We start from the raw sequence: 22,319 nt of genomic DNA on the forward strand, positions 1-22,319 counted from the left end.
ATCGGCAAAGGAGCTAACTCGTGCACGCTGCTGTGTTCCAGACCCCGTTCATGCCTCCCACGCGCTCGGCGCGCGAGGTGTTCAAGTGGGCGGTCGATCGGGCGACGGTCGCCGACCAGGTCGGTTGCACCGAGTACTGGGTCGGCGAGCACGCGACCCAGTCCTGGGAGAGCATCCCGAACCCGGAGATGGTGCTGTCGGCCTGTGCGCTGAACACCGAAAACATCATCCTGGCGCCGGGTGCGCATCTCCTGCCCTACCACAACCCGGCGTCGCTGGCGATCCAGATCGCGTGGCTGACGCAGATCCTGGAGGGCCGGTACATCCTCGGGGTCGGCGCGGGCGCTTACCCGGCCGACGGAACGCTGCGTGGTTTCACCGACCTGTCGAAGAACCACAAGATGCTCGGCGAGGCCATCGAGATCATGGAGCGGATCTGGAAAGGGGAGCCGTTCCACCATGAGGGCGAGTTCTTCAAGGCCGGTTTCCCGGAGGAGGACCCGAGCCACCCGTTCCGCAACATGCTGCCCTACGGCGGCAAGGTGCGGATGGGGGTGACCGGTCTGAGCGCCAACTCGCCCTCGATCCGGTTCGCCGGCGCGAACGGCTACCTGCCGTTGTCGGTGTACTCCGGCGTTCCCTTCCTCAAGAATCACTGGAAGGTCTACTCCGAGGCCGCCGCCGGGGCCGGCCGGACGGCTGAGCGCGAGGACCACCACGTGGTGCGGGACGTCTTCGTCGCCGAGACCGACGCCGAGGCGAAGCGCCTGGCCAAGGAGGGCGGCATGGGCCGGGCGTGGACCGAGTACCTTCTGCCGGTCTACAAGCAGTTCGGCATCATCGACGGTCTGGCAGAGGGGACCGGCGTGGACTCCTCCGACATCGACGTCGACTTCCTCGCCGAGCACGTCTGGCTCTGCGGCAGCCCGGACACCGTGGTCGCGAAGCTGGAGGAGTTCCAGGAGGCCACCGGTGGCTTCGGCACCCTCATGATCTACGACTACGACTACATCGACGACCCGTCGCCGTGGAACGAGTCGCTGCGGCTGCTCGCGCAGGAGGTCGCTCCGCGCGTGAAGCTGCCCAGTGCGGCCAACGGCTGACGGTGTGACAGGCGCAGGGGTGCTCGCGGAGTCCGCGAGCACCCCTGCGGCGCGTCAGGCCGACTTCGCACGGGTCGGCGGAGGGGCGGGGTTGCACAGCGCCGCGAGCACCATGTCGACGTAGATGCCGGCGACCTCCTCCGGTGAGTACAGGCCGTCCGGCCGGTACCAGGTCGGGATGCTGTTCAGCGCGCCGACGATCAGCTGGGCGGCGATGCGGGGATCGATCTCGGAGCGGACCTGTTCGTCGGTGCGCGCCTTGTCGATCAGTGACCGGATGAACGTGTGGAACTCCCGGCCCTGGGCGCGGACTTCCTCGAGGCGTGCGCCGGTGAGCCGCTTGCCCTCGTTGAAGTAGATGCTGACGCGCTCGATGTTGGTCAGGTACCACACCGCCGTCGCGTGCAGGAACGCGCGGAGCTGGTCCAGCGGGTTGTCGGCGGCGTCCAAGGACTCCTGCATGATCACCGAGGACTGCCGGTGCGACTCCACGCAGATCCTCGCGAGCAGCTCCTCCTTCGAGGAGATGTAGTGGTACAGGCTGCCTTTCAGGACGCCCACGATGTCGGCGACGTCCTGCAGCGACGCCGCGGCGTAGCCCTTGCGGTGGAAGACTTCGATCGCCGCGGCGATGATCTCCGGTTCCCGGTTGCGCCGCTCGGTCGTCCTGCCCTTGGATTTCGCGGCCATGGTCGTCCCCTCGTCTCGACTCGTCGGATCGTCGACGCGAAGTCGAGTCAGTCGCTTCGCACCTGGTTCTGACGATACAACCAACCAGTTGGGTCGAACAAACGCCGTAGCCGTGTTCCTGGCCGGTTTTCTCCGCTTATCACCAAGCATTCCGGCCACGTCCGTTGATTACCAACCATCTGTTTGGTAGTTTATCTGCGGGCTCGACCCTGCGGCTCTGTCCCAGCAGTGCGGCCCCGAATCCTCCGCGGTCAAAGGAGACATCCGTGAGCAGTCCGACCATCGAGTTCGTCGACCAGACGCTGCGCGACGGTCAGCAAAGCCTGTGGGGCCTGCGCATGCGTGCCTACCAGGCCGCTGACGCCTTGCCGCACCTGGACCGCACCGGATTCCGGGTCGTCGACCTGACCGGCCCGGGCATGTTCACGGTGCTGCTGCGCGAGTTCAAGGACGACCCGTGGGCGTCCACCGACTTCCTCGTGCGGAACCTGCCGAACAGTGTGCTTCGCGCGGGTATGCGAACCACCGCTGTCATCGGGTTCGCGATGGCGCCCGACGCGATCGTCGACCTGTGGGTGCGGACCCTCATCAAGCACGGTGTGACGAGTTTCTGGATCTACGACTGCCTCTACGACATGCCGACGATGCACCGGCTGGCGAGCGTGATCCACACCTCCGGCGGTCAGGCCGTACCCGCGATCATGTACGGGCTGACCGGGGTGCACGACGACGCGTTCTTCGCCGCGCGAGCCAAGGAGATGGCGAGCTGGCGGGGCGTGGAGACGATCTACGTCGAGGACGCTCCCGGTGTGCTGACCCCCGAGCGCGCTCGCACCCTGCTGCCGGCGATCCGTGAGGCCACTGGCACGATCCCGCTCGAGCTGCACTGCCACGCCTCCACCGGTCTCGCGCAGCACAACTACATCGAGGGCGTCAAAGCCGGGTTCACGATCCTGCACACCGCCTCCCGGCCGATGGCCAACGGGCCCTCGCTGCCCAGCACCGAGGGCATGCTGCCGATCCTGGAAACGATGGGCTTGTCGCACGGCCTCGACGTCGACCAGCTGCCTCCGGTGGAGGAGAACTTCATCTGGGCCGCGCGGGACGCTGGGTTCGAGCCCGGGGCGCCCGCCGAGTACGACCCGCGGATCTACCAGCACCAGCTCCCGGGTGGGATGACCGGGACGCTGAAGAACCAGCTGGCCACCCACGGGATGGCCGACCGCCTGGACGAAGTGCTGGCCGAGATTCCGCGGGTGCGCGAAGAGCTCGGGCACCCCATCATGGCTACCCCGTTCTCCCAGTTCGTCGGAATCCAGGCCGTTCTCAACGTGGTCACCGGTGACCGGTACCGGCTGGTGCCGGACGAGGTCGTGCACTACGCGCTGGAGCACTACGGTCCGCTGGCGGCTCCGCTGGACCCGGACGTGCAGGACCGTATTCTCGCGAGCGAACGTGCGAAGAAGCTCGCGGACTGGGTGCGCCCGCAGCCCTCCATCGAGGAGATCCGGCGCAAGTTCCCCCTCGGCATTTCCGACGAGGAACTCCTGCTGCGTTACCTCACCTCCGACGAGGAAGTGGACGCCATGAAGAACGCCGGTCCGATCAGGACGGACCCCCGGCGCTCGGCGAACAGGATCGTCCAGGAGCTGACCGACCTCATCGCCGAGCAGGGCTCGGTGACCTCACTGCACGTTTCGCGGCCGGGTGTGGAAATCCGGCTCGGACGAAAGGCGAAGGCGTGATGGCCGAACCGGCCTACGACGAACTCCCCGAACTCGGCACCCTCGGTGTCCGCCACGCGTGGGACGTGCTGCCCGCGCCGCTGGGCACTCTGTCCCGCCTGGGCGCGGAGGACGTGGTGCGCGCGGCCGGTCTGGTGCGGACCGGCGAGGTCCTCCCGCTCAACCTGAGCCTGGACGCCTTCGACCCGCCCCTGTTCGGCCGGGCCGCGGTCGAACACGAGGTGTTCCCGCACGACCGCAACACCTTCGAGGACACCCTCGGCGCCTTCAACCCGCAGGCGTCGTCGCAGTGGGACGGGCTCGGCCACGTCCGCGCCCGCGAGCACGGCTGGTTCGGCGGAATCACCGACCAGGGCGAGGCGAGGGAACGCCTGGGCATGCAGCACTGGGCGGCGCGCGGCATCGTCGGCCGGGGCGTGCTCCTCGACATCGCCGGGCACCGCGAGCGGAACGGGATTCCGTACGACCCGTTCGGCGGTGACGCCGTCACCGTGGCGGACCTGCGCACGGTCGCCGCCGACGCCGGCGTCGAACTCCGCCGGGGTGACATCCTTTGCCTGCGGTTCGGCTGGACGGCCGAATACCGGCGGCGCGCGGCCGCGGGAGACGACATGCCCTCGGCGGTGAAGGCATGGGCGGGCCTCTCGGGAGCCGAGTCCACCGCGCGTTTCCTCTGGGACACCGGCATCGCCGCGGTCGCGGCGGACAACCCGGCCGTGGAACGCGGCCCCGGAACCCGTGAGGACGGCTCGCTGCACCGCAGGCTCATCCCGGCACTGGGGTTCGCACTGGCCGAACTACTCGACTTCGAGGCCCTGGCGGCGGCCTGCGCTCGCCAGGGACGAGCCGACTTCCTCTTCGCCGGTGTGCCGCTCCCGATCACCGGTGGTGTCAGCTCGCCCGCGAACGCGATCGCGCTGCTCTGACCTATCCCCGCCCGAATTCATCCATCTCAAGGACGAGAGGGAACATCTACGATGTCCACCGAACCCACGGTTTCCGAACCCGGCAGAACCCAGGCCGGCGCGGAGGGCGCCCCCGGCGCGCAGAGTGTCCACCGCGCACGCCGCGCTGCGATCGCGGGAGGCGTCGGCACGTTCGTCGAGGGGTACGACTTCAGCTCCTACGGGTACCTCTCGGTGTTCATCGCACCGCTGTACTTCCCCAACGACGACCCGGTCGTCTCCTTGCTGCTCACCCTGGTCGTGTTCGCCACGGCGTACGTGGCCAGGCCGCTGGGCGGGATCGCGTTCGGCCTGGTCGGCGACCGGGTGGATCGCGGCAAGGTGCTCGTCGCGACGATTCTGTGCATGGGGGTCGCCACCACCCTGCTCGGCCTGCTGCCCACGCACGCGACGATCGGCGTCGCCGCCACGGTGCTGTTGATCGTGCTGCGGCTGGTCCAGGGGTTCTCGGTGGGCGCGGAGGTCGCCGGTGCGGCCACGTTCGTCTCCGAGGCCGCGCCGAACGAGGTCAAGAGCCGGTTCGGCGCGTTCAACCCGGCGGGGGCGACCCTCGGTTTCGGAGTGGCTGCCGCCGTGGCGGGCCTGGTTTCCGCGCTCACCACGACCGAGCAGATGGCTGAGTGGGGCTGGCGCATCCCGTTCCTGATCGCGCTGCCGTTGACGGTGGTGTGCTTCGCCATCCGTCGCCGGATCACCGCCGAGGCGCACCCGGTCGAGCAGACCGGCAAGCGGACTTCGCTGCTGGACGTCGTGCGGCTGGGCTGGCTCCCGGTCCTCAAGGGAGCCGGGTTGTCGGCCGCGGTCAACGGCACCGCCTACTTCGGACTGACCTACGTCAGCATCCACCTGATCCAACGGCTCGGGTACCCGAAGACCGGTGTGTACTGGGTGACGACCGCGGTCGTGGTGATCACGGCCCTGCTGATGATCCCCGTGGGCAGGCTCGGCGACCGCTGGGGCCTGCCTCGGCTGGGTACGGTCGGGATGTGCGGATACCTCCTGGTGACCTGGGCCGGCATGTGGCTGATGGGACAGGGCAACCTCGCGCTGGCCGGCCTGGCGTTCCTGGTGATCATGGCCAACAGTGCGTTCTTGCAGGTCACCGGTTACTCGCTGTCACCGGAGTTGTACCCGCGCGCCATCCGCTTCACCGGCACTTCGCTGGGCTGGAACATCGGTGTGGTCGTCGCGGGCGGAACGGCACCGGTGATCTGCGTGTGGTTGGTCCGAGCGACCGGCAGCGCTCTCGCTCCCGCTTTCTTCGTCATGACCGCCGCCGCGGTCGGGCTCGTCGCCTTGGTGGCCATCGTGGCCGGACCGCGCCCCGGCCGGACCGGCGCCTGAACCACATCGGACAGAAAGGGGATCCACGTGCGTGACGCCGTGATCGTCGAGGCCGTGCGAACGGCCGTCGGCAAGCGAAATGGCGCTCTGGCGCCGGTTCACCCCGTCGACTTGTCGGCACACGTCCTCGAGGCGTTGGCACGCCGCACCGGTGTGGATCCGGCCGTCGTCGACGACGTGGTCTGGGGGTGTCTCCCAGATCGGCGAGCAGACGTTCGACATCGCCCGCAACACCGTCCTCGCGGCGGGCTGGCCGGAGACGGTGCCCGGCTGCACCGTCGACCGGCAGTGCGGCTCGTCGCAGCAGGCGATCCACTCGGTGGCGGCCGGGCTCGTCGCCGGCCAGTACGACGTCGCCGTCGCCGGTGGTGTCGAGTCGATGACGCGCGTCCCGATGGGCTCCTCCACCAACGGCATGGACCCGCTCGGGCCCCGGTTCGCCCGGCGGTTCGACGGTGTGGTGCCGAACCAGGGGGCGGGCGCGGAGATGATCGCGCAGCGGTGGCGGCTCTCGCGCACCGCGCTCGACGAGTTCGCTCTGCGCAGCCACGAGCGCGCCGCGGTGGCTCAGGACAGCGGTCTGTTCACGGACGAGATCGCGCCGATCGATGTCGACGGCTCGTTCTTCGCCCAGGACGAGGGGATCCGCCGGGGCGGCACCGTGGAGAAGCTCGCCGAATTGAAGCCGGTTTTCCGCCCGGACGGGGTGATCACCGCCGGCAACGCCTCCCAGATCTCCGACGGGGCGGCCGCCCTGCTGATGACGACGTCGGAAAAGGCGGCGGAGCTGGGCCTGCGGCCGCTCGCTCGCGTCCACACCGCCGTGCTGGCCGGTTCGGATCCGGTCATCATGCTGACCGGTCCGATCCCGGCGACCGAGAAGGCCCTGCGCCGCTCCGGGCTCCGCATCGACGAGATCGGGGCGTTCGAGGTCAACGAGGCGTTCGCTCCGGTGCCGATGGCGTGGCTCGCCGAAACCGGCGCGGACGACAAGCTCGTCAACCCCCTTGGGGGCGCTATCGCCCTCGGCCACCCGCTAGGGGGATCCGGGGCGCGCATCGCGACGACGCTGCTGCACCACATGCGCCGGGAAGGCATCAGGTACGGGCTTCAGACCATGTGCGAAGGCGGCGGACAGGCCAACGCGACGATCTTCGAGCTGATGTGAACTCAGACGACGAAGTGCCCATCCCGAACGTGACGGGCACTTCGTCGTCCGGCCGCGCCGGCCTGTCACCGTCACGGCATCCAGTCCGCGTCTGCGCGGAAGGCGGCGGCGGGGACCTGGCGCGAGACCGGCCCTTCCGCCGCGTGATCTGCCGCCCGCCGTCTTGTGGTCAGATCGATCATCAGCTGTCCGGTGGGCCGAAGGCACCGTCTGCTCGACCGAAGTCGGAGGGGCTGACGGCGATCGCGGTCGCCGCCCGCCCGTCCGGGAAGGATACTTTCCGATGGATCGGATGCGACTCGACGGCCAGGTCGCCGTCGTCACCGGAGCTGGGCGCGGGCTCGGGAGCGCCTACGCCCGGCTGCTCGCCGAACGCGGCGCCAAGGTGGTGGTGAACAACCGGATCCGCCCGGGCACCGAAGCGCAACGCCCGGTCGCCGACGAGGTGGTGGAGGCGATCACCCGCACCGGCGGTGTCGCCGTCGCGGACACCTCCGACATCGGGACGACCGCGGGTGCCAGAGCTGTCGTGGAGACCGCGCTGGACACCTATGGCCGGCTGGACATCGTGGTCAACAACGCCGGGGTGGTGCAGTTCCACTCCTTCGCCGAGTACCCGGACGATGAGTTCGAGCGGATGGTCGACATCCACCTGCGCGGGACGTGGCAGGTGAATCGGGCCGCTTGGCCGCACCTCGCCGCGCGGAACTACGGGCGTATCGTGAACACCGTCTCCCGTGGCGCGTTCTTCGGCGACCAGCACGGCGCTGCCTACGCTTCGTGCAAGGGCGCGATACTCGGCATGACCCGCGCCCTGGCCGTCGAGGGTCGCCAGGCCGGTATTGCCGTGAACGCGATCTCGCCGACGGCGTGGACTCCGCTCTACGCCAGCGCGCCCGACGTCAGTCCACAGCGCCGGGCTGAGCTGGAACGCGACTTCCGCACGGAGCAGGTGGCGCCCGTGCTGCTGCTGCTGGCTCACCCCTCGTGCGATTTCACCGGCGAGGTCATCGCCGCCGCGGGCCGCCAGGTCAGCCGGTTCTTCCTCGGCCAGACCACGGGTGCGCGGCTCGGCGCGGAACCCACCCCCGAGGACGTCGCGGTCGCGCTGCCGGAGGTATGGGACGAGACCGGCTACGTTCCGGTCGGTCTGGTCACGCCGGGGCAGCGGGCACGGAACACGCCGCGCGCCGAGGTGCCGGCGTCGGCACGCAGACGTTGAGCGCCCAGACGGGGCCGGTGCTGGAGGTCTTCGACGCGGAGTACCAGCTCTACGAGCTGCCGGCCGGATGCCTCCTGCCCGCCGGGGAGTTCCTGCCCCATCTCGGCAGGCTTGACGACCGGCGGCCGTTGGGGCCCACGAGCCGTAGCGAGGCTTGCGGGCGGTCGGGCGGTGAACCGAGTAGTGGCTACTGCTGATCCGCTGATGTCGCTCGTGCAGGGTGGTGGCATCCACCACTGCCGGGTGCGCGCACCTGGTGAACGCTCTTTCGGTTGGGAGCACGAACAATGAAGTTCGCGATGTTTCAGACGCCGTTCATGCGGCCGACGCGGTCGCCGCGGGAGGTGTTCGACTGGGCGGTGACCCAGGCGGAGGAGTGCGACCGCGCCGGGTTCACCGAGTACTGGATCGGCGAGCACGCCACGATGACCTATGAGTCCATTCCCAATCCGGAACTGGCCATCGCCGCCGCCGCCCGCGGTACGGACAACATCAAGCTCTGCCCGGGGGCGCACCTGCTGCCCTACCACCATCCCGGCACGCTGGCCGTGCAGGTCTCGTGGCTCACCCACGTCACCAGGGGGCGGTACATCCTCGGGATCGGAGCCGGCGCCTATCCGAGTGACGCGGCCATTCGGGGCCTGAGTGATCTGTCGGAGAACCACCGCATGACCATCGAGGCGCTGGAGATCATGCAGCGGGTGTGGAAGGCAGAGCCGTTCCACTTCGAGGGCGAGTACTGGAAGGCCGGTTACCCGGAGCCGGTGGACGGCCACGAATGGCGCGACATCCGGCCCTACGGGGGCAAGGTCGACATCGCGATGGCGGGGCTGAGCCCGAACTCGCCGACGCTGCAGTTCGCGGGCCGCAACGGATACCTGCCGTTGTCCGTCTACGCCGGCGAAGCCGCCATCAGCAACCACTGGGAGACCTACGAGAAGGCGGCAACCGAGGCCGGGCTGACCGTGGACCGGTCGGACCTGCACGTGGTCCGGGACGTGCTGGTGGCCGAGACCGACTCGGAGGCCCGGCGGCTGGCCGTCGAGGGCGGAATGGGCCAGGCCTGGCTGAACTACCTGCTGCCCGTGTACAAGCAGTTCGGGCTGCTGCAGGCGATGCTCCCGGACCACGACGTCAACGAGGTGGACGTGGACACTCTCCTCGACCACGTGTGGATCGTCGGATCCCCGGACACCGTGGCGGAAAAGCTGGCTGCCATTCGCGAACGCACCGGCGGCTGGGGCACCACGATGGTCTACGGCCACGACTACACCGAGAACCCGGAACCCTGGAACCGGTCACTGGAACTGCTCACGAGCGAAGTCGCTCCGAAACTCCAGGAAGCGTGACGTCCGGCCGTGCGGCCGGGCGTAGTCCGACAACCAAGTCGAAAGGAAACCGCCGCTATGGGACGAGTGGAGGGGAAGGTCGCCTTCATCACCGGCGCTGCCAGGGGACAGGGGCGTAGCCACGCCATCCGGCTCGCGGAAGAGGGCGCGGACATCATCGCGGTCGACATCTGTGCTCCGGTGGAGACCGTCAGCTATCCGATGCCCACACCCGAAGACCTCGAGGAGACCGCGCGCGAAGTGGAAAAGCGCGGCAGGAAAGCCCTGACCCGCGTTGTGGACGTGCGCGACCAGGCGGCGCTGCGCGAGGTGGTGGCCGATGGCGTCGCCGAGCTCGGGCGGCTGGACATCGTCGTGGCGAACGCGGGAATCCTCGCCATCGCCGTCGACGAGCCGACGGACCCGGAGCAGCGGCAGAAGGTCTGGCAGACGACACTGGACATCAACATCGGCGGAGCGTGGAACACGGTGGAGGCGGCCGCGCCCGCCATGGTGGACGCGGGCAACGGTGGCGCGATCGTCTTCACCTGTTCTACCCAAGGGCTGAAATACGCCGCCAACAACGATCTGAGCCTGACCGCCTACACGGTGGCCAAGCACGGCATGGTGGGCCTCATGCGCTGTACGGCCGCGGACCTCGCGCCGCACTCGATCCGGGTCAACAGCGTGCACCCGACCGGGGTCAACACTCCGATGGTCACCAATGAGGTCATGGGGAAGTACGGGGAAAAGCACCCGCAACTCGGCGAACTGATGGGTAATCTCCTGCCGGTCGGCGTGGTCGAACCCGAAGACATCAGCGAGGCCGTGCTGTACCTGGTCGCCGACTCGGGTCGTTACGTCACCGGGGTCGCCCTCCCGGTGGATGCCGGTCACCTCATCAAGTGACGGGCCGCTCGTCGCGCTGATCCCTCGCCCGTCCACGAACCGGGCCGCCCCCTGGGCGGTCCGGTTTTCTTTTCGCGGCGGGGAATCTCGGGGCTGATTGTGGGCTGGTGGTGGCGGGGGGTGGAAGTGCGGTACCCACTACTCCTGCCTCGCGTGTGGTGGCCGTGGTCACATAAGTCGGACGTCACGTCACCGTACGAGCACGCTCGATGAGGAGATTTCCGTGGATCTACGTGTCGACTGGGACAAGTGTCAGGGGCACGGCAAGTGCTACCTGATCGCTCCGGAGTTGTTCCAACCCGACGAGGAGGACGACTGGGGTCGGGCCCGCGTGCTCATGCCGGTCGTCGAGGAGAGCGACACCGCGACGTTCGGACGGGCACGTGAAGCGGTTTCGCTCTGCCCCGAGTTCGCGATCCGGCTCGATTCGTCCGTTCCTGCCGAATAATTCCACTGAAGGAGGGTCCTGGAGTGACTGCCACTGAAGCCTGTCCCTTCCTCGGCGCCGCCGGCGAAAGCCTGATGGCGACCGCGGACCACTACAACACACCGCTCGGTCCCGACGGCTCGCCGTTCGCCTACTACGAAGCCCTGCGCGACGAGGCGGAGCGTACCCCCGTCGCCTGGAGCCAGGCCTATGGCGGGCACTGGGTCGTGGGCGGTTACCAGCAGACCGTCGAAATCATGCAGAACACGACGGCGTTTTCGAACAAGGGTGTGACCTTCCCGCGCTACGAGACCGGCGAGTTCGAGCTCATGCTCGCCGCGCAGGACGACCCGGTGCACAAGAACTACCGGAAGCTGGTCGCCGCGCCGTTCTCGCCGGCCAAGACCGCCGAATTCGGCCCGCAGCTGCGCGCGACGGCGAACGATCTCATCGACACCCGCATCGGGCTTGGCGAAGGTGATGCCGCCTCTTGGTTCGCCAACGAAATTCCGGGCAGGCTCACCGCGATCATCCTCGGCCTGCCGCCGGAGGACGGCGAGCTGTACCGGAAGTGGATGTGGGCGATCACGCACTACTTCGTCAGTGAGCCGGAGAAGGCGGCCGCCACCTTCGGCGAGATGGTCGAGCACGCCCGGCAGTTGATCGACGAGCGCCGCCGCAATCCTGGCGACGACATCATGTCACTCGTCGTCCACGCGGAGGTCGACGGGGATCGACTGTCCGATGACGACCTCGTCGGCTTCTTCACGGTTCTGCTGATCGGCGGGATCGACAACACCGCCCGGTTCCTCTCCACCGCCTTGTGGCGGTTGGCCTGGGACGTCGAGTTGCGCCGCAGGCTGATCGCGAATCCGGATCTGCTTCCGACCGCCGTCGACGAGTTCCTGCGTTACTACAGCCCGGCTCTGCTCGGAAGGCTGGTCACCGAGAAGGTGACCGTGGGTGGCGTCACGATGGAGCCGGGGCAGACGGCGATGCTGTGGCTGCCGGTGGCCAACCGGGACAGGTCCGCATTCCCGTATGCGGACGCGTTCCTCCCGGACCGCACACCGAACCGTCACCTCGGTCTCGGCAACGGAATCCACCGGTGTCTGGGTGCGCACCTGCTGCGCGTGGAGGGCCAGATCGCGCTCGGCGAGTTCCTGAAGCGGATCCCTGAGTTCGAGCTCGATCGCACCAAGAAGCCGGAATGGACGCCCGGGCAGGTTTCCGGGTTCAGTTCGGTCCCGATCGTGTTCCCCACCAAGGAATGATTTCGACGGGAAGGGCCTCCGCGCGGACCGGGCGGAGGCCCTTCCCCTGGGGGACGACGAGTGGCGATCGACCGAGGAGAACAGGTTCATGGCAGCGAAATCGTTGGAACACGTGGTGGTTGTCGGGGCCGGGCTGGCCGGCGCACGCAGTTGCGAGCAGTTGCGGCGTCAGGGTTACGAGGGCCGGATCACGCTGCTCGGCGCGGAGCCGCATGCGCCCTACGACCGTCCGCCCCTTTCCAAGGACATGTTGTCGACGGACCGTACGGACAGCTCGCTGCCCGTCGATTACACGGCTTTGCAGGTCGATCTGCGGCTCGGTGTGCAGGCGACTGCTCTGCGGCCGGCGGATCGGGTGGTGGTCACCGCACACGGGGAGATCCCCTACGACGGGCTGGTGATCGCTACGGGCAGCCGGCCGCGCCAACTGCCGGGGGACGGCGGGCAAATGACGCTGCGCACCCTGGGTGACGCCCTCCGGCTGCGTAAGCAGCTCAGGCGTGGCGCTCGCGTTCTGATCGTCGGAGCCGGCTGGATCGGCGCCGAGGTGGCCACGGCGGCGCTTTCCGCAGGCTGCGAGGTGACCTGCGTGAGCAGCGGCTCGGCGCCTTTCGCCGACATGTTCGGACCTGAGGTGGCGCAGCGGTTGGCTCCCTGGTGGGATGGTGTGGACCTGCGATTCGGATGTTCTGCCGAGTCGATGACGAACGAGGGCGTGCGGTTGTCGGACGGCAGTGATCTGACTGCCGACGTGGTGGTCGCCGCGATCGGGGATCGGCCGGAAGCCGGTTGGCTGGAGGGCAGCGGACTGGAACTGGACGACGGTGTGGTGGTGGACGAATGGCTGCGAGCGGCGCCGGGGATCGTGGCGGTGGGCGATGTCGCCGCCTGGTGGTCCCGGCGGTGGGCCCGCCGGCTGCGTGTGCGGCACTGGGACCACGCCGCGAGTGCACCTGCGGTGGCGGTGGCGGCGCTGCTCAAGCCCGGTCTGTGCGGCGTGGCGCCCTATGACCCCATTCCGTACTTCTGGAGCGATCAGTTCGGGCACAAGATGCAGTACCTGGGTGCGCACGGACCCGGTGACGACGTGATCGTCGAGGACGGCGAGCCGGGCTGGTGGAAGGCCTTCTGGGTCGACGCGCGCGGCCGCCTCACCGCCACGCTCGTCGTGGACCGTCCGCGCGAGCTCGTCAAGGCCCGTCAGCACATCGGACAGCCGCTCCTGAGCGCTACCAAGTTGTGAACCAAACGACGGTTTGGTAGCGTCTCATGACGCCGCGTAACACCGGATAGGGTTGGGTGACACTGTTGTCACGAATCGGGAGCGCTGTCGCGAAGTCGTCCTGCTCGACCATCCGGAATGGTCCGGGACACGGTTCTGCGCTGATGACCCAGTGGCCGCTGGTCGGACGTGCCGAAGCGCTCCGGCGGTTACGCGAGACGCTCGCCGGCTCGGGGAGTCGCGGGGTCGTGCTCGCGGGTCCGGTGGGTGTGGGCAAGAGCAGGCTCGCCGCCGAAGGACTGCAGCTCGCAGCTCGCGCCGGCTTGCGGACGGCACGAGCGACGGCCACCAAGGCCAGCTCCGGGATTCCGTTCGGCGCGCTCGCGCCGCTGCTGCCCCCCAGCACCCAGACGGAGATGGGCGTGGTGGACGACCGGGCCGACCTGCTGCGTCGCTGCACCGATGCGCTCGTCGAACGGGGTGACGGCAGGCGTCTGGTACTGCTCGTCGACGACGCCCACTTGCTCGACGACATGTCCGCGACCCTGATCCACCAGTTGGCGGACACAGATTCGGTGCAGGTACTCGCGACGGTGCGCAGTTGCGAACCGGCGCCCGACCCCGTGGTCGCCCTGTGGAAGGACGGCTTGGCCGACCGGGTGGAGGTCGAGGGCCTCGGCGTCGACGCGATCGGCGAGGTGTTGTCCTGGGTGCTAGGGGGACCGGTCGACGACGCCGCGATCGCCGACCTCACCCGGCGCTCGGAGGGCAACATGCTGTTCCTGCGCGAGCTGGTGATGGGTGCCCTCGACGAGGGGGTCCTCTCGAACGAGAACGGGGTCTGGCGGTTCGTGGGGGAGCCGCGTCCCACGGACCGGCTCGTCGAGCTGGTCGAGGCGCGGCTGGCAGGCCTGGAGCCGGACGAACGTGCCCTGATGGAGATCGTGTCGTGCGGCGAGCCCCTTGGCCCTGCCGAACTGAGCGCACTCGGCGACCTGACTATCGCGGAAACTCTCGAGCGCAAGGGTCTTCTCCTCAGTCGGCTCGACGGACGCCGGGTCTCGGTCATGCTGGCGCACCCCCTCTACGGCGAGGTGCTGCGGTCGCGGATGCCGCTGCTGCGTGCCCGTTCCATCGCCCGTTCGCTGGCCGAGGCGGTGGAAGCCACGGGTGCCCGGCGCCGGGAGGACGTGCTGCGGGTGGCCACCTGGCGGCTGCTCGGTGGCGGAGCGCGTCCGGAACAGATGCTCGAGGCCGCGACCGTCGCGCGGTGGCGATACGACTTCGCGCTCGCCGAGCGGCTCGCCCGGGCAGCGCTGCAAGCCGGCGGTGGCTTCGACGCTGAACTGCTGGTCGCCCAGCTGGCCTGCCTGCAAGGCCGTTCCGCCGAGGCGGCTCCGAGGTTGGCGGCGCTGGCCGAGCAGGCGGGCGACGCGGAACAGCGAGCCAGAGTGGCCCTGACCCGGTTGGACAACCGGGTCATCTACGCGGGCACGATCAGCGAAGGCCTGCGGAACGCCGAAGAGGAGGAAACCGCCCTGCGTGGTACCCCCTGGCAGGACGACATCACCGCCCGGCGGGCCGCACTGTTGCTGGCTACCGAGGGCCCGGGCGCCGCGGCCACGGTGGCGGAACCGTTGCTCCGGAAGGCGTCGGGCCATGCGCTCGTCTGGGCCTGCATGCCGGGTTCCTACAGCCTCACGCGTCTGGGCCGGATCGACGCCGCGCTGGAAGCCGCCGACCGCGGGCGGGCGGCACAGCTCGCACTCACCGACCCCATGGACTGGTATCCGTGGATGCACCTGTTCTACCGGGGCGAGGCGCTGGCGCAAGCCGGGCGTTTCGGCGAGGCCGAGACGCTGGCGATGGCGCAGTACCGGACGGGTGTGGCCAACCGCTCGGTCGAGGCCCAGGCGATGTTCTCCTGGCAGCTCGCCAAGACGGTGGCGGACCGCGGACAAGTCACCCAGGCCGTGCGGCGGGCGCAGACCGCGATCGCCATCTACCGCCAGCTGGGACGACCTCAGTTCGTGGAGTTCTGCTTGATCTACCTGGCACTGGCGTACGCGATCGGCAGGCGTCCCGACGAAGCCGCCGGCGCTTTGCTCATGCGGGACGACCTGGGGCTGGGGCGCTCGTATTTCATGGGCGTGGATCTGCACCTCGCGCGTGGGTGGACGGAGGCCGCCGGCGGGAACGTGCGACGCGCCTACGAACGATTCGGCGAGGGAGCCGACGAGGGGGAGCGGATCGGCGATCTCGTCGGCGCGGCCGCCGCGCTGCACGGGATGGCCAGGATCGGGTACGCGGAGGACGTGGCCGATCGGCTCGACGCTGTAGCCGCAGGCATCGAGGGAACGCTTGCGGCGGCTCGTGCCGCTCATGCGCGGGCGCTCGCCGAAGGGAATCCGGAGGCACTGGACCAGGCTTCGTCGACGTTCGACGCGATGAGTGCCGACCTGCTCGCCGCCGAAGCGGCCGCTGACGCGGCGGTCGCCTGGCAGCGGCGGGGCGAGCAGCGCCGCGCGGCGGCAGCCGGGCGCCGCAGCGCCTGGCTCGCCGCAAGGTGTGACGGCGCCGGAACGCCCGCATTGCAGGGCGCGGAAGTCCGCGTCACGCTCACGGCGGCGGAATGGGAGACGGCGCAACTGGCTGCCGCTGGGCGCTCCAACAAGGAGATCGCCGAGCACCTGGTGGTCTCGGTGCGCACTGTGGAAAACCGATTGCAGCACGTGTACGGCAAGCTCGGTGTCTCCGGGAGAGCCGAGCTTGCCGACGCGCTGCGGACGATTCATCCCGCGGGTTGATCCGCACTGCGGAAGAAGTTGGCATTGACCTCCGCGTAGTGGCTCCACTCGGGCGGGAGGTCGTTCTCGAAGTAGATGGCCTCGACGGGGCAGACCGGCTCGCAGGCTCCACAATCGACACAGGCGTCGGGGTCGATGTAGACCATGCGCTCGCCGACCGCGATGCAGTCGACGGGGCATTCCTCGATGCAGGCCTTGTCCTGGACGTCGGTGCAGGGCTCGGCGATCACGTAGGTCACGGGATGCTCCAGGTGTCCTTGCCGGTGAGCAGCGCCTGCAGGTCGGCCGGCTTGGCGGAGCGGGCCTGCTCGACTTGGGCGCGGGCCTGGTCGTCGTAGGTGGGGCGGGAGACCTGGCGGAAGATGCCTGTCGGCGTGTGGTTGAGGTGCTGGTCGCCGATGCGGGACAATCCGAAGGCGTACGCGGTGTCGGTGATCGTCGGGTCGTGGACGATCAGCTCGGATTCGCCGACCTCCGCCACCTTGGCGATCTCGAAGCCGCCCCAGCGGTTCGGCACCACGCCGTACTCGGCTTCCGGGCCGAAGCGGATCGGCTCGCCCGCGCGCAGCGGGATGATCCGGTGCGCGGCTTCGTCGGAGTCCTTGAGGACGTCGAACGCGCCGTCGTTGAAGATCGGGCAGTTCTGGTAGATCTCCACCAGCGCCGAGCCGCGGTGCTGGGCCGCCGCGGTGAGCACCTCGGTCAGGCCCTTCTTGTCGGAATCCAGCGCCCGGCCGACGAACGTGGCCTCCGCGCCCAGGGCCAGCGAGATCGGGTTGAACGGCGTGTCCACCGAGCCCATCGGGGTGGACTTGGTGATCGTGCCCGGGTCGGACGTCGGCGAGTACTGGCCCTTCGTCAGGCCGTAGATCCGGTTGTTGAACAGCAGGATCTTGATGTTGACGTTGCGGCGCAGCGCGTGGATCAGGTGGTTGCCGCCGATGGACAGGGCGTCGCCGTCACCGGTGACCACCCACACCGACAGGTCCGGCCGCGTGGTCGCCAGTCCGGTCGCGATCGCGGGCGCGCGGCCGTGGATCGAGTGCATCCCGTAGGTGTTGAGGTAGTACGGGAACCGCGACGAGCAGCCGATGCCGGAGACGAACACGATGTTCTCGCGCTTCAACCCGAGCGTGGGCAGGAACGACTGCACCGTGTTGAGCACGACGTAGTCCCCGCAGCCCGGGCACCAGCGCACTTCCTGGTCGGACTTGAAGTCCTTCGCCTTCTGGGTCTCGTCCGTGGTCGGCACCAGGTCCAGACCGCTCAGGGTGGGCAGGCCCAAGTCGGTGGCGGTCATCGGGTCAGCGCTCCTTCGATGATGTCGGTGAAGACGTGCTGGAGTTCCTCGGCCTTGAACGGCAGGCCGGCGACCTTCGTGTAGGAGTGCACGTCCACGAGGTACTTGGCGCGCAGCAGCAGGGCGAGCTGCCCCAGGTTCATCTCCGGCACCACCACGCGGTCGTAGCGGGCCAGTACCTCGCCCAGGTTCTTCGGGAACGGGTTGAGGTGCCGCAGGTGCGCCTGCGCGATCGGCATGCCCTGCTTGCGCACGCGGCGGGCCGCGGCGCCGATCGGGCCGAACGTCGACCCCCAGCCTAGCGCCAGCACCCGCGCCTCGCCGGACGGGTCGTCGACCTCCAGGTCCGGCACGTCCACGCCGTCGATCTTGGCCTGCCGCAGCCGGACCATGTGATCGTGGTTGTCCGGGTCGTAGGAGATGTTGCCCTTGCCGTCCTGCTTCTCCAGACCACCGATGCGGTGCTCCAGACCGGGCGTGCCGGGCACGGCCCACGCGCGGGCCAGCGTCTCCGGGTCGCGCACGTACGGCCAGAACTCGCCGGACCCGTCGGCCGCGTTCGGCTCCGACGCGAACTCCACCGACAGATCAGGCAGGTCCTCGACGTTCGGGATCAGCCACGGCTCCGAGCCGTTGGCGTTCGCGCCGTCGGACAGGATCATCACCGGCGTCCGGTACTTCAACGCGATCCGCACCGCCTCGATGGCCGCCGCGAAGCAGTCGCCGGGGGACTGCGGCGCGATGACCGGCAGCGGCGACTCGCTGTTGCGGCCGAACATCGCCTGCAGCAGGTCCGCCTGCTCGGTCTTGGTCGGCAGACCCGTCGAGGGGCCACCGCGCTGCACGTCGATCACGACCAGCGGCAGCTCCAGCATCACGCCGAGGCCGATGGTCTCCGACTTCAGCGCCACACCCGGCCCGGACGTCGAGGTCACACCGAGCGCACCGCCATAGGAGGCGCCCCAGCGCGGCGCCGATGCCGGCGATCTCGTCCTCGGCCTGGAAGGTGATCACGCCGAAGTTCTTGTGCCGGGACAGCTCGTGCAGGATGTCCGAGGCCGGCGTGATCGGGTACGTGCCCAGCAGGACCGGCAGCCCGGCGCGCTGCCCGGCGGCCACGATGCCGTAGGCCAGCGCCGTGTTGCCGGTGATCTGCCGGTAGGTGCCCTTGTCCAGCTTCGCCGGCGCCACCTCGTAGGTGGTGGCGAACGACTCGGTGGTCTCGCCGTAGTTCCAGCCCGCGCGGAAGGCCAGGATGTTGGCCTCGGCGATGTCCGGCTTCTTGGCGAACTTCTCCCGCAGGAACGCCTCGGTGCCCTCGGTCGGCCGGTGGTACATCCACGACAGCAGCCCGAGCGCGAACATGTTCTTGCACCGCTCGGCGTCCTTCTTGCCCAGCCCGGTGCCCTCCAGCGCGCCCTGGGTCAGGGTCGACATGGCGACCCGGTGCACCTGGAACGCCGACAGCGTGTCGTCCTCCAGCGGATCCGCGTCGTAGCCGACCTTGGTCAGGTTGCGCTTGGTGAACTCGTCGGTGTTGACAATGATCGTGCCGCCGTTGGGAACATCACGCAGGTTCGCCTTCAACGCGGCGGGGTTCATCACGACGAGGACGTCGGGGCGGTCGCCGGGGGTCAGGATGTCGTAGTCGGCGAAGTGCACCTGGAACGACGAGACGCCCGGGATCGTGCCCTGTGGCGCCCGGATCTCGGCGGGGAAGTTCGGCAGGGTGGCCAGGTCGTTGCCGAAGGCCGCGGCCTCCGAGGTGAAGCGGTCGCCGGTGAGCTGCATACCGTCGCCGGAGTCACCCGCGAACCGGATGACCACGCGGTCCAGCTTGGCGACTTCAGTGGGCCGGCTCGCCGACAGCACACCGTTGCCGTTCGTGCTCGTGCTCATGGAAGAAGAGGACCACGAACCGGTCACCCGTGGCAGGAGTAGTCGCTACCGCATTCGGGCTTGCCGCGGCCCACCCGGGTCGCGGCGGTCGCGCTACGACTTGTGGAACAACGGCGGGATGACGGCCAGCTCGGCGCCGGTGTCACTGGGGGCGAGGAACTCGCCGAGCGCCATGATCCGGTCGCCGTGCTGTTGCAGGTCCTCCATGGTGTGGTCCGGGTTGAAGTACCCTTCGCCGACCACGAACGCGACCCGTGCCACCTTGCCCGACGAGGTGCTGAAGATCTGCCCGGTGACCGTGGTGTCGGGGTGGCTGAGCCACAACACGGTCGGTGACACGATCGAGGGCGGGCCCATCGGGACGCGCCCGCTGCGCAGATCGTCCTGCCAGCTTTCCAGTTCGATCTCGGATCCGCCGAAGAACGCGTCCTGGTTCATCCGCGTGATGGCCATCGGCGCGATCGCGTTGACCACGATTCCGTGGTCGGCCCCTTCCAGGGCGAGGTTCTTGGTCAGGGCCGCGACGGCGAGTTTGGCGCTGCCATAGTGGCTCAGTGTCGGTGAACCGGCGAAACCCGCGTTGGAGGTGGTGTTCACGATGCGGCCACCGCCCTGGCGCTTGAACAGCGGCCAGACGGCTTTGCACATGTGGTACGCGCCGTCGAGGGTGACGGCGAACATGCGGTCCCACTGCTCGTCGGTGAGGTCCTCGAACGCGGCGTAGGAGATGATGCCGGCGTCGTTGACGAGGATGTCGACGCGTCCGAACTCCCGCACCGCGGTGTCGATCACCGCAGCGGCGCCGTCGGCGTCGGCGACGCTGTGCGTGTCAGCCACGGCTTTCGCGCCGAGCGCGGTGATCTCGTCGACGACGGTCTGGGCTCGAGACGCCGTTGCCGTCGCCGTCGGAGGTGACGCCGAGGTCGTTCACCACGACGTGGGCGCCCCGCCGGGCGAACTCCAGCGCGTGTTCGCGGCCCAGGCCGCGTCCCGCGCCACACGACGACACGGTCCTGGAACGATTGTGGTTCGGTCATGGGCACTCCTCGTCGATGTGCTTCGGATACCGCGTGGACGTTTCAGGCGAAGTGGGGACCGGCCTCGAGCCAGTCCCTCCTGGCCGCTGGGGAGACTCGGAGGTACGCCGCGAGGGCGGGCGCCGAGTCTGCGCCCAGTTTCGCGCCGTACGCGCAGTCCGCCTCCTGGTCGAGTGCGGCGCGCAGGGGCAGGTCCGCACCGCGGTGCACCAGTCTCTTGGCCATCGCCACGGCCGTTCGCGGCATGGCCGCGATGCGGTGCGCGTGAGCCAAGGCGGCGGCGACGGCGTCGTCGGCGAGTTCGTCGATCAGCCCCAGTTCGTGTGCCTCGGCGGGCGGGACCGGTCGTGCCGACAGACCGTGCAACAGCGCCCGGCCGGTTCCAGCGAGGCGGGCCATGCGGGTGAGGCCGCCGGCCCCCGGCACGATGCCCAGGCGTACTTCGATCAGCCCGTACCGGTGGTCGCCGCGTTCGCCGATGCGGGCGTCGGCGGCCAGTGCCAGCTCGAACCCCCATCCCATCGCGTCCCCGTTGAGGGCGGCGATCACGGGAAAGGGAAGGGTGTGCAGTCGCAGCGTGAGGGCCTGCGCGACCGTGCTGCGACAGGCGCGGTCACCGGATCCATCACACGCTGTCCATTGAGGACCTCGTCGGCGTCGAAGTGTGTGATGAACCGTCCGGGGACGCCCCCGGCCAGCACGAGCGCGCCGATGCCCTCGGCCTCACAGCGGTCCAGGAGTGCGGACAGGCCGGCGAGCCCGGCGTCGGTGAAGTAGCTCATCGGGGGTCGTGACCACCGGGCCAGGACCACCTGTCCGTACCGCTCCTCGGTCCAGCTCCCCACGCCTTTTAGGGGCACCCGTCCCAGCTGCGGCTTGATCACATAGCCCTCGATGCCCTGGCTCGCAGGTCGTTCGCCGAACCATCTGTCCCGGGCCTGGTGCTCGTCGTTGATCCACTCGGCCGCCTGCAGCTGTCGACCAGGGCGGGCGTGCTCGGGTTCGCCCCGCACAAATCCTCCGGACCGGTCATGCGGGAACGGGCACGCCGACGCGCCGCCGACGCCGCTGCCTGGCCGGTGTCACCGCATCTGATCGACCCCGACCAGCAGACTCTGTTCACGCTCGATCGAGACTGGAGCGCCATTCGGGGACTGACCGCTGCCGAACTTCCGGCCCTCACCGACGATGCCCACGCCGTGCTCGCCGAACTCACCGCCGCCGCACCGGAGACCGGTCCCGGCGTGGTGCCCCGAGGCGCTCCGGTGCTGCGCGCCTTGCTGGCCTGGATCGGCGCCCGAGCCCCGTTTCGCGAGCGTGACGTGCGCGCCCTGGCCGCCCGCCTCACCGCGCCCTCGACCCACCGCTTGCTCGATTTCCTCCACCAGCGTAGCCTTCTGGAACTCGATGATCCCGCCACGCCACGCCCGGAAAGCCGGCGGCCCCGTCGCAGCGGCGTGGCCGACCTGGACACCGAACGCAGCAACCGGCACCTCCAGAACGCCATCGCGGCCGTGCTCGACACGCTGCCGGAGGTGATGGCCGGTCACCTCCGTGCCTGGGTCGAGGTTCTGCGCGGCGAGGGACGCCGCCGCCACAAAGCCGTTGGCTACGAACGGATCCGCCGCTACCTCCACATCGTCCTGCCCGTCCTGCCCGTCCTGCGTGCCTGGGCGGCCGCTGGACTGGACCTGCGGGAGATCACCGACGCCGAGATCCGCGACCAGCTCGGCAAGCGCCAAGGCAGTCGTGCCCGCGACCTGCACCATGTTCTGCGCACGCTCTTCACCGCCCTCAAGCAGGAACGGCTCATCTTCTACAACCCCATGGCCGGGACCTCGCTGACCACCCCCATACGAGTGCCCGTTCCGCTGCCCAG

At 69.1% G+C, this 22,319-nt stretch carries 16 protein-coding genes and 4 pseudogenes; 12 read left to right on the forward strand and 8 right to left on the reverse strand.

Annotated features, from left to right (window positions below; all coding sequences use genetic code 11):
• Positions 1 to 20: 20 nt before the first annotated feature.
• Positions 21 to 1,103, forward strand: a complete 1,083-nt coding sequence (locus tag AMYTH_RS0102560) for an LLM class flavin-dependent oxidoreductase (RefSeq protein WP_027928995.1) — start codon at positions 21 to 23, stop codon at positions 1,101 to 1,103.
• Positions 1,104 to 1,157: 54 nt separating this feature from the next.
• On the opposite strand, the gene AMYTH_RS0102565 is transcribed toward AMYTH_RS0102560, so the two are convergent.
• Entirely contained in the window at positions 1,158 to 1,793 is a 636-nt protein-coding gene (locus AMYTH_RS0102565; RefSeq protein WP_027928996.1) for a TetR/AcrR family transcriptional regulator, read from the reverse strand.
• A 266-nt stretch (positions 1,794 to 2,059) separates the two neighbouring features.
• Between AMYTH_RS0102565 and AMYTH_RS0102570 the strand changes: the two genes are divergently transcribed.
• The 11 genes and pseudogenes from AMYTH_RS0102570 to AMYTH_RS43495 all read left to right on the forward strand — a co-directional run bounded on the left by AMYTH_RS0102570 (position 2,060) and on the right by AMYTH_RS43495 (position 16,204).
• A complete protein-coding gene (locus AMYTH_RS0102570; protein WP_027928997.1) occupies positions 2,060 to 3,538 on the forward strand; it encodes a carboxyl transferase in 1,479 nt (492 codons plus the stop codon).
• The gene (locus AMYTH_RS0102575; protein WP_027928998.1) at positions 3,538 to 4,464 is read left to right on the forward strand and encodes a cyclase family protein; all 927 of its coding nucleotides are present in this window, start codon (positions 3,538 to 3,540) and stop codon (positions 4,462 to 4,464) included. Before AMYTH_RS0102570 ends, AMYTH_RS0102575 begins: the two co-directional genes overlap by 1 nt.
• 51 nt (positions 4,465 to 4,515) lie before the next feature.
• Entirely contained in the window at positions 4,516 to 5,847 is a 1,332-nt protein-coding gene (locus AMYTH_RS0102580) for an MFS transporter (RefSeq protein ID WP_027928999.1), read from the forward strand.
• 27 nt (positions 5,848 to 5,874) lie between these two features.
• Positions 5,875 to 7,015, forward strand: a pseudogene (locus AMYTH_RS43480) (thiolase family protein).
• Between the two features lie 283 nt (positions 7,016 to 7,298).
• Positions 7,299 to 8,237, forward strand: coding sequence for an SDR family NAD(P)-dependent oxidoreductase (locus tag AMYTH_RS43485; RefSeq protein WP_051362470.1), 939 nt, complete (start codon positions 7,299 to 7,301; stop codon positions 8,235 to 8,237).
• Positions 8,238 to 8,524: 287 nt separating this feature from the next.
• The gene (locus tag AMYTH_RS0102600; protein WP_027929001.1) at positions 8,525 to 9,586 is read left to right on the forward strand and encodes an LLM class flavin-dependent oxidoreductase; all 1,062 of its coding nucleotides are present in this window, start codon (positions 8,525 to 8,527) and stop codon (positions 9,584 to 9,586) included.
• Between the two features lie 57 nt (positions 9,587 to 9,643).
• The gene (locus AMYTH_RS0102605) at positions 9,644 to 10,474 is read left to right on the forward strand and encodes a mycofactocin-coupled SDR family oxidoreductase (RefSeq protein ID WP_027929002.1); all 831 of its coding nucleotides are present in this window, start codon (positions 9,644 to 9,646) and stop codon (positions 10,472 to 10,474) included.
• 223 nt (positions 10,475 to 10,697) lie between these two features.
• Entirely contained in the window at positions 10,698 to 10,922 is a 225-nt protein-coding gene (locus AMYTH_RS0102610) for a ferredoxin (RefSeq protein ID WP_027929003.1), read from the forward strand.
• 23 nt (positions 10,923 to 10,945) lie between these two features.
• Entirely contained in the window at positions 10,946 to 12,175 is a 1,230-nt protein-coding gene (locus AMYTH_RS0102615; protein ID WP_157360493.1) for a cytochrome P450, read from the forward strand.
• An 88-nt stretch (positions 12,176 to 12,263) separates the two neighbouring features.
• Positions 12,264 to 13,418 (forward strand): NAD(P)/FAD-dependent oxidoreductase, encoded by a 1,155-nt coding sequence (locus AMYTH_RS43490; protein ID WP_051362471.1) that lies wholly within the window; start codon positions 12,264 to 12,266, stop codon positions 13,416 to 13,418.
• 143 nt (positions 13,419 to 13,561) lie between these two features.
• Positions 13,562 to 16,204, forward strand: coding sequence for a LuxR C-terminal-related transcriptional regulator (locus AMYTH_RS43495; protein WP_051362472.1), 2,643 nt, complete (start codon positions 13,562 to 13,564; stop codon positions 16,202 to 16,204).
• Here AMYTH_RS43495 and fdxA read toward each other — a convergent pair.
• The 7 genes and pseudogenes from fdxA to AMYTH_RS0102660 all read right to left on the reverse strand — a co-directional run.
• Positions 16,192 to 16,443: pseudogene (fdxA, locus tag AMYTH_RS43500) on the reverse strand (ferredoxin); the annotation flags it as partial. The gene AMYTH_RS43495 and the pseudogene fdxA overlap by 13 nt on opposite strands.
• The gene (locus AMYTH_RS0102635) at positions 16,440 to 17,504 is read right to left on the reverse strand and encodes a 2-oxoacid:ferredoxin oxidoreductase subunit beta (RefSeq protein WP_027929005.1); all 1,065 of its coding nucleotides are present in this window, start codon (positions 17,502 to 17,504) and stop codon (positions 16,440 to 16,442) included. The pseudogene fdxA and the gene AMYTH_RS0102635, both read right to left, overlap by 4 nt.
• Positions 17,501 to 19,403, reverse strand: a pseudogene (locus AMYTH_RS43505) (2-oxoacid:acceptor oxidoreductase subunit alpha). Before AMYTH_RS43505 ends, AMYTH_RS0102635 begins: the two are co-directional and overlap by 4 nt.
• Positions 19,404 to 19,496: 93 nt before the next feature.
• Positions 19,497 to 20,288, reverse strand: a pseudogene (locus AMYTH_RS43510) (SDR family NAD(P)-dependent oxidoreductase); the annotation flags it as partial.
• 194 nt (positions 20,289 to 20,482) lie between these two features.
• Complete coding sequence (locus AMYTH_RS43515; protein WP_084022484.1) at positions 20,483 to 21,016, reverse strand: enoyl-CoA hydratase/isomerase family protein; 534 nt, start codon at positions 21,014 to 21,016, stop codon at positions 20,483 to 20,485.
• Positions 20,986 to 21,453 carry a hypothetical protein gene (locus AMYTH_RS0102655; RefSeq protein WP_027929006.1) on the reverse strand — a complete coding sequence of 156 codons (468 nt, stop codon included), beginning with the start codon at positions 21,451 to 21,453 and terminating at the stop codon, positions 20,986 to 20,988. The genes AMYTH_RS43515 and AMYTH_RS0102655 overlap by 31 nt, the downstream gene beginning before the upstream one ends.
• 69 nt (positions 21,454 to 21,522) lie before the next feature.
• Positions 21,523 to 22,209: a hypothetical protein gene (locus tag AMYTH_RS0102660; RefSeq protein ID WP_027929007.1), complete on the reverse strand. Its 687-nt coding sequence runs from the start codon at positions 22,207 to 22,209 to the stop codon at positions 21,523 to 21,525.
• Between the last annotated feature and the right edge of the window lie 110 nt (positions 22,210 to 22,319).

Origin of the sequence: Amycolatopsis thermoflava N1165, from assembly GCF_000473265.1 — a bacterium.
GTDB lineage: Bacteria > Actinomycetota > Actinomycetes > Mycobacteriales > Pseudonocardiaceae > Amycolatopsis_E > Amycolatopsis_E thermoflava.

What these genes read in the sequence shown, in the direction of transcription:
- AMYTH_RS0102635 (WP_027929005.1), bottom strand. Translation starts at nt 17,504, where the DNA reads ATGACCGCCACCGACTTGGGCCTGCCCACCCTGAGCGGTCTGGACCTG.
- AMYTH_RS43495 (WP_051362472.1), top strand. Translation starts at nt 13,562, where the DNA reads ATGACCCAGTGGCCGCTGGTCGGACGTGCCGAAGCGCTCCGGCGGTTA.
- AMYTH_RS43490 (WP_051362471.1), top strand. Translation starts at nt 12,264, where the DNA reads ATGGCAGCGAAATCGTTGGAACACGTGGTGGTTGTCGGGGCCGGGCTG.
- AMYTH_RS43485 (WP_051362470.1), top strand. Translation starts at nt 7,299, where the DNA reads ATGGATCGGATGCGACTCGACGGCCAGGTCGCCGTCGTCACCGGAGCT.
- AMYTH_RS0102605 (WP_027929002.1), top strand. Translation starts at nt 9,644, where the DNA reads ATGGGACGAGTGGAGGGGAAGGTCGCCTTCATCACCGGCGCTGCCAGG.
- AMYTH_RS0102575 (WP_027928998.1), top strand. Translation starts at nt 3,538, where the DNA reads ATGGCCGAACCGGCCTACGACGAACTCCCCGAACTCGGCACCCTCGGT.
- AMYTH_RS0102580 (WP_027928999.1), top strand. Translation starts at nt 4,516, where the DNA reads ATGTCCACCGAACCCACGGTTTCCGAACCCGGCAGAACCCAGGCCGGC.
- AMYTH_RS0102660 (WP_027929007.1), bottom strand. Translation starts at nt 22,209, where the DNA reads ATGGTGCAGGTCGCGGGCACGACTGCCTTGGCGCTTGCCGAGCTGGTC.
- AMYTH_RS0102565 (WP_027928996.1), bottom strand. Translation starts at nt 1,793, where the DNA reads ATGGCCGCGAAATCCAAGGGCAGGACGACCGAGCGGCGCAACCGGGAA.
- AMYTH_RS0102600 (WP_027929001.1), top strand. Translation starts at nt 8,525, where the DNA reads ATGAAGTTCGCGATGTTTCAGACGCCGTTCATGCGGCCGACGCGGTCG.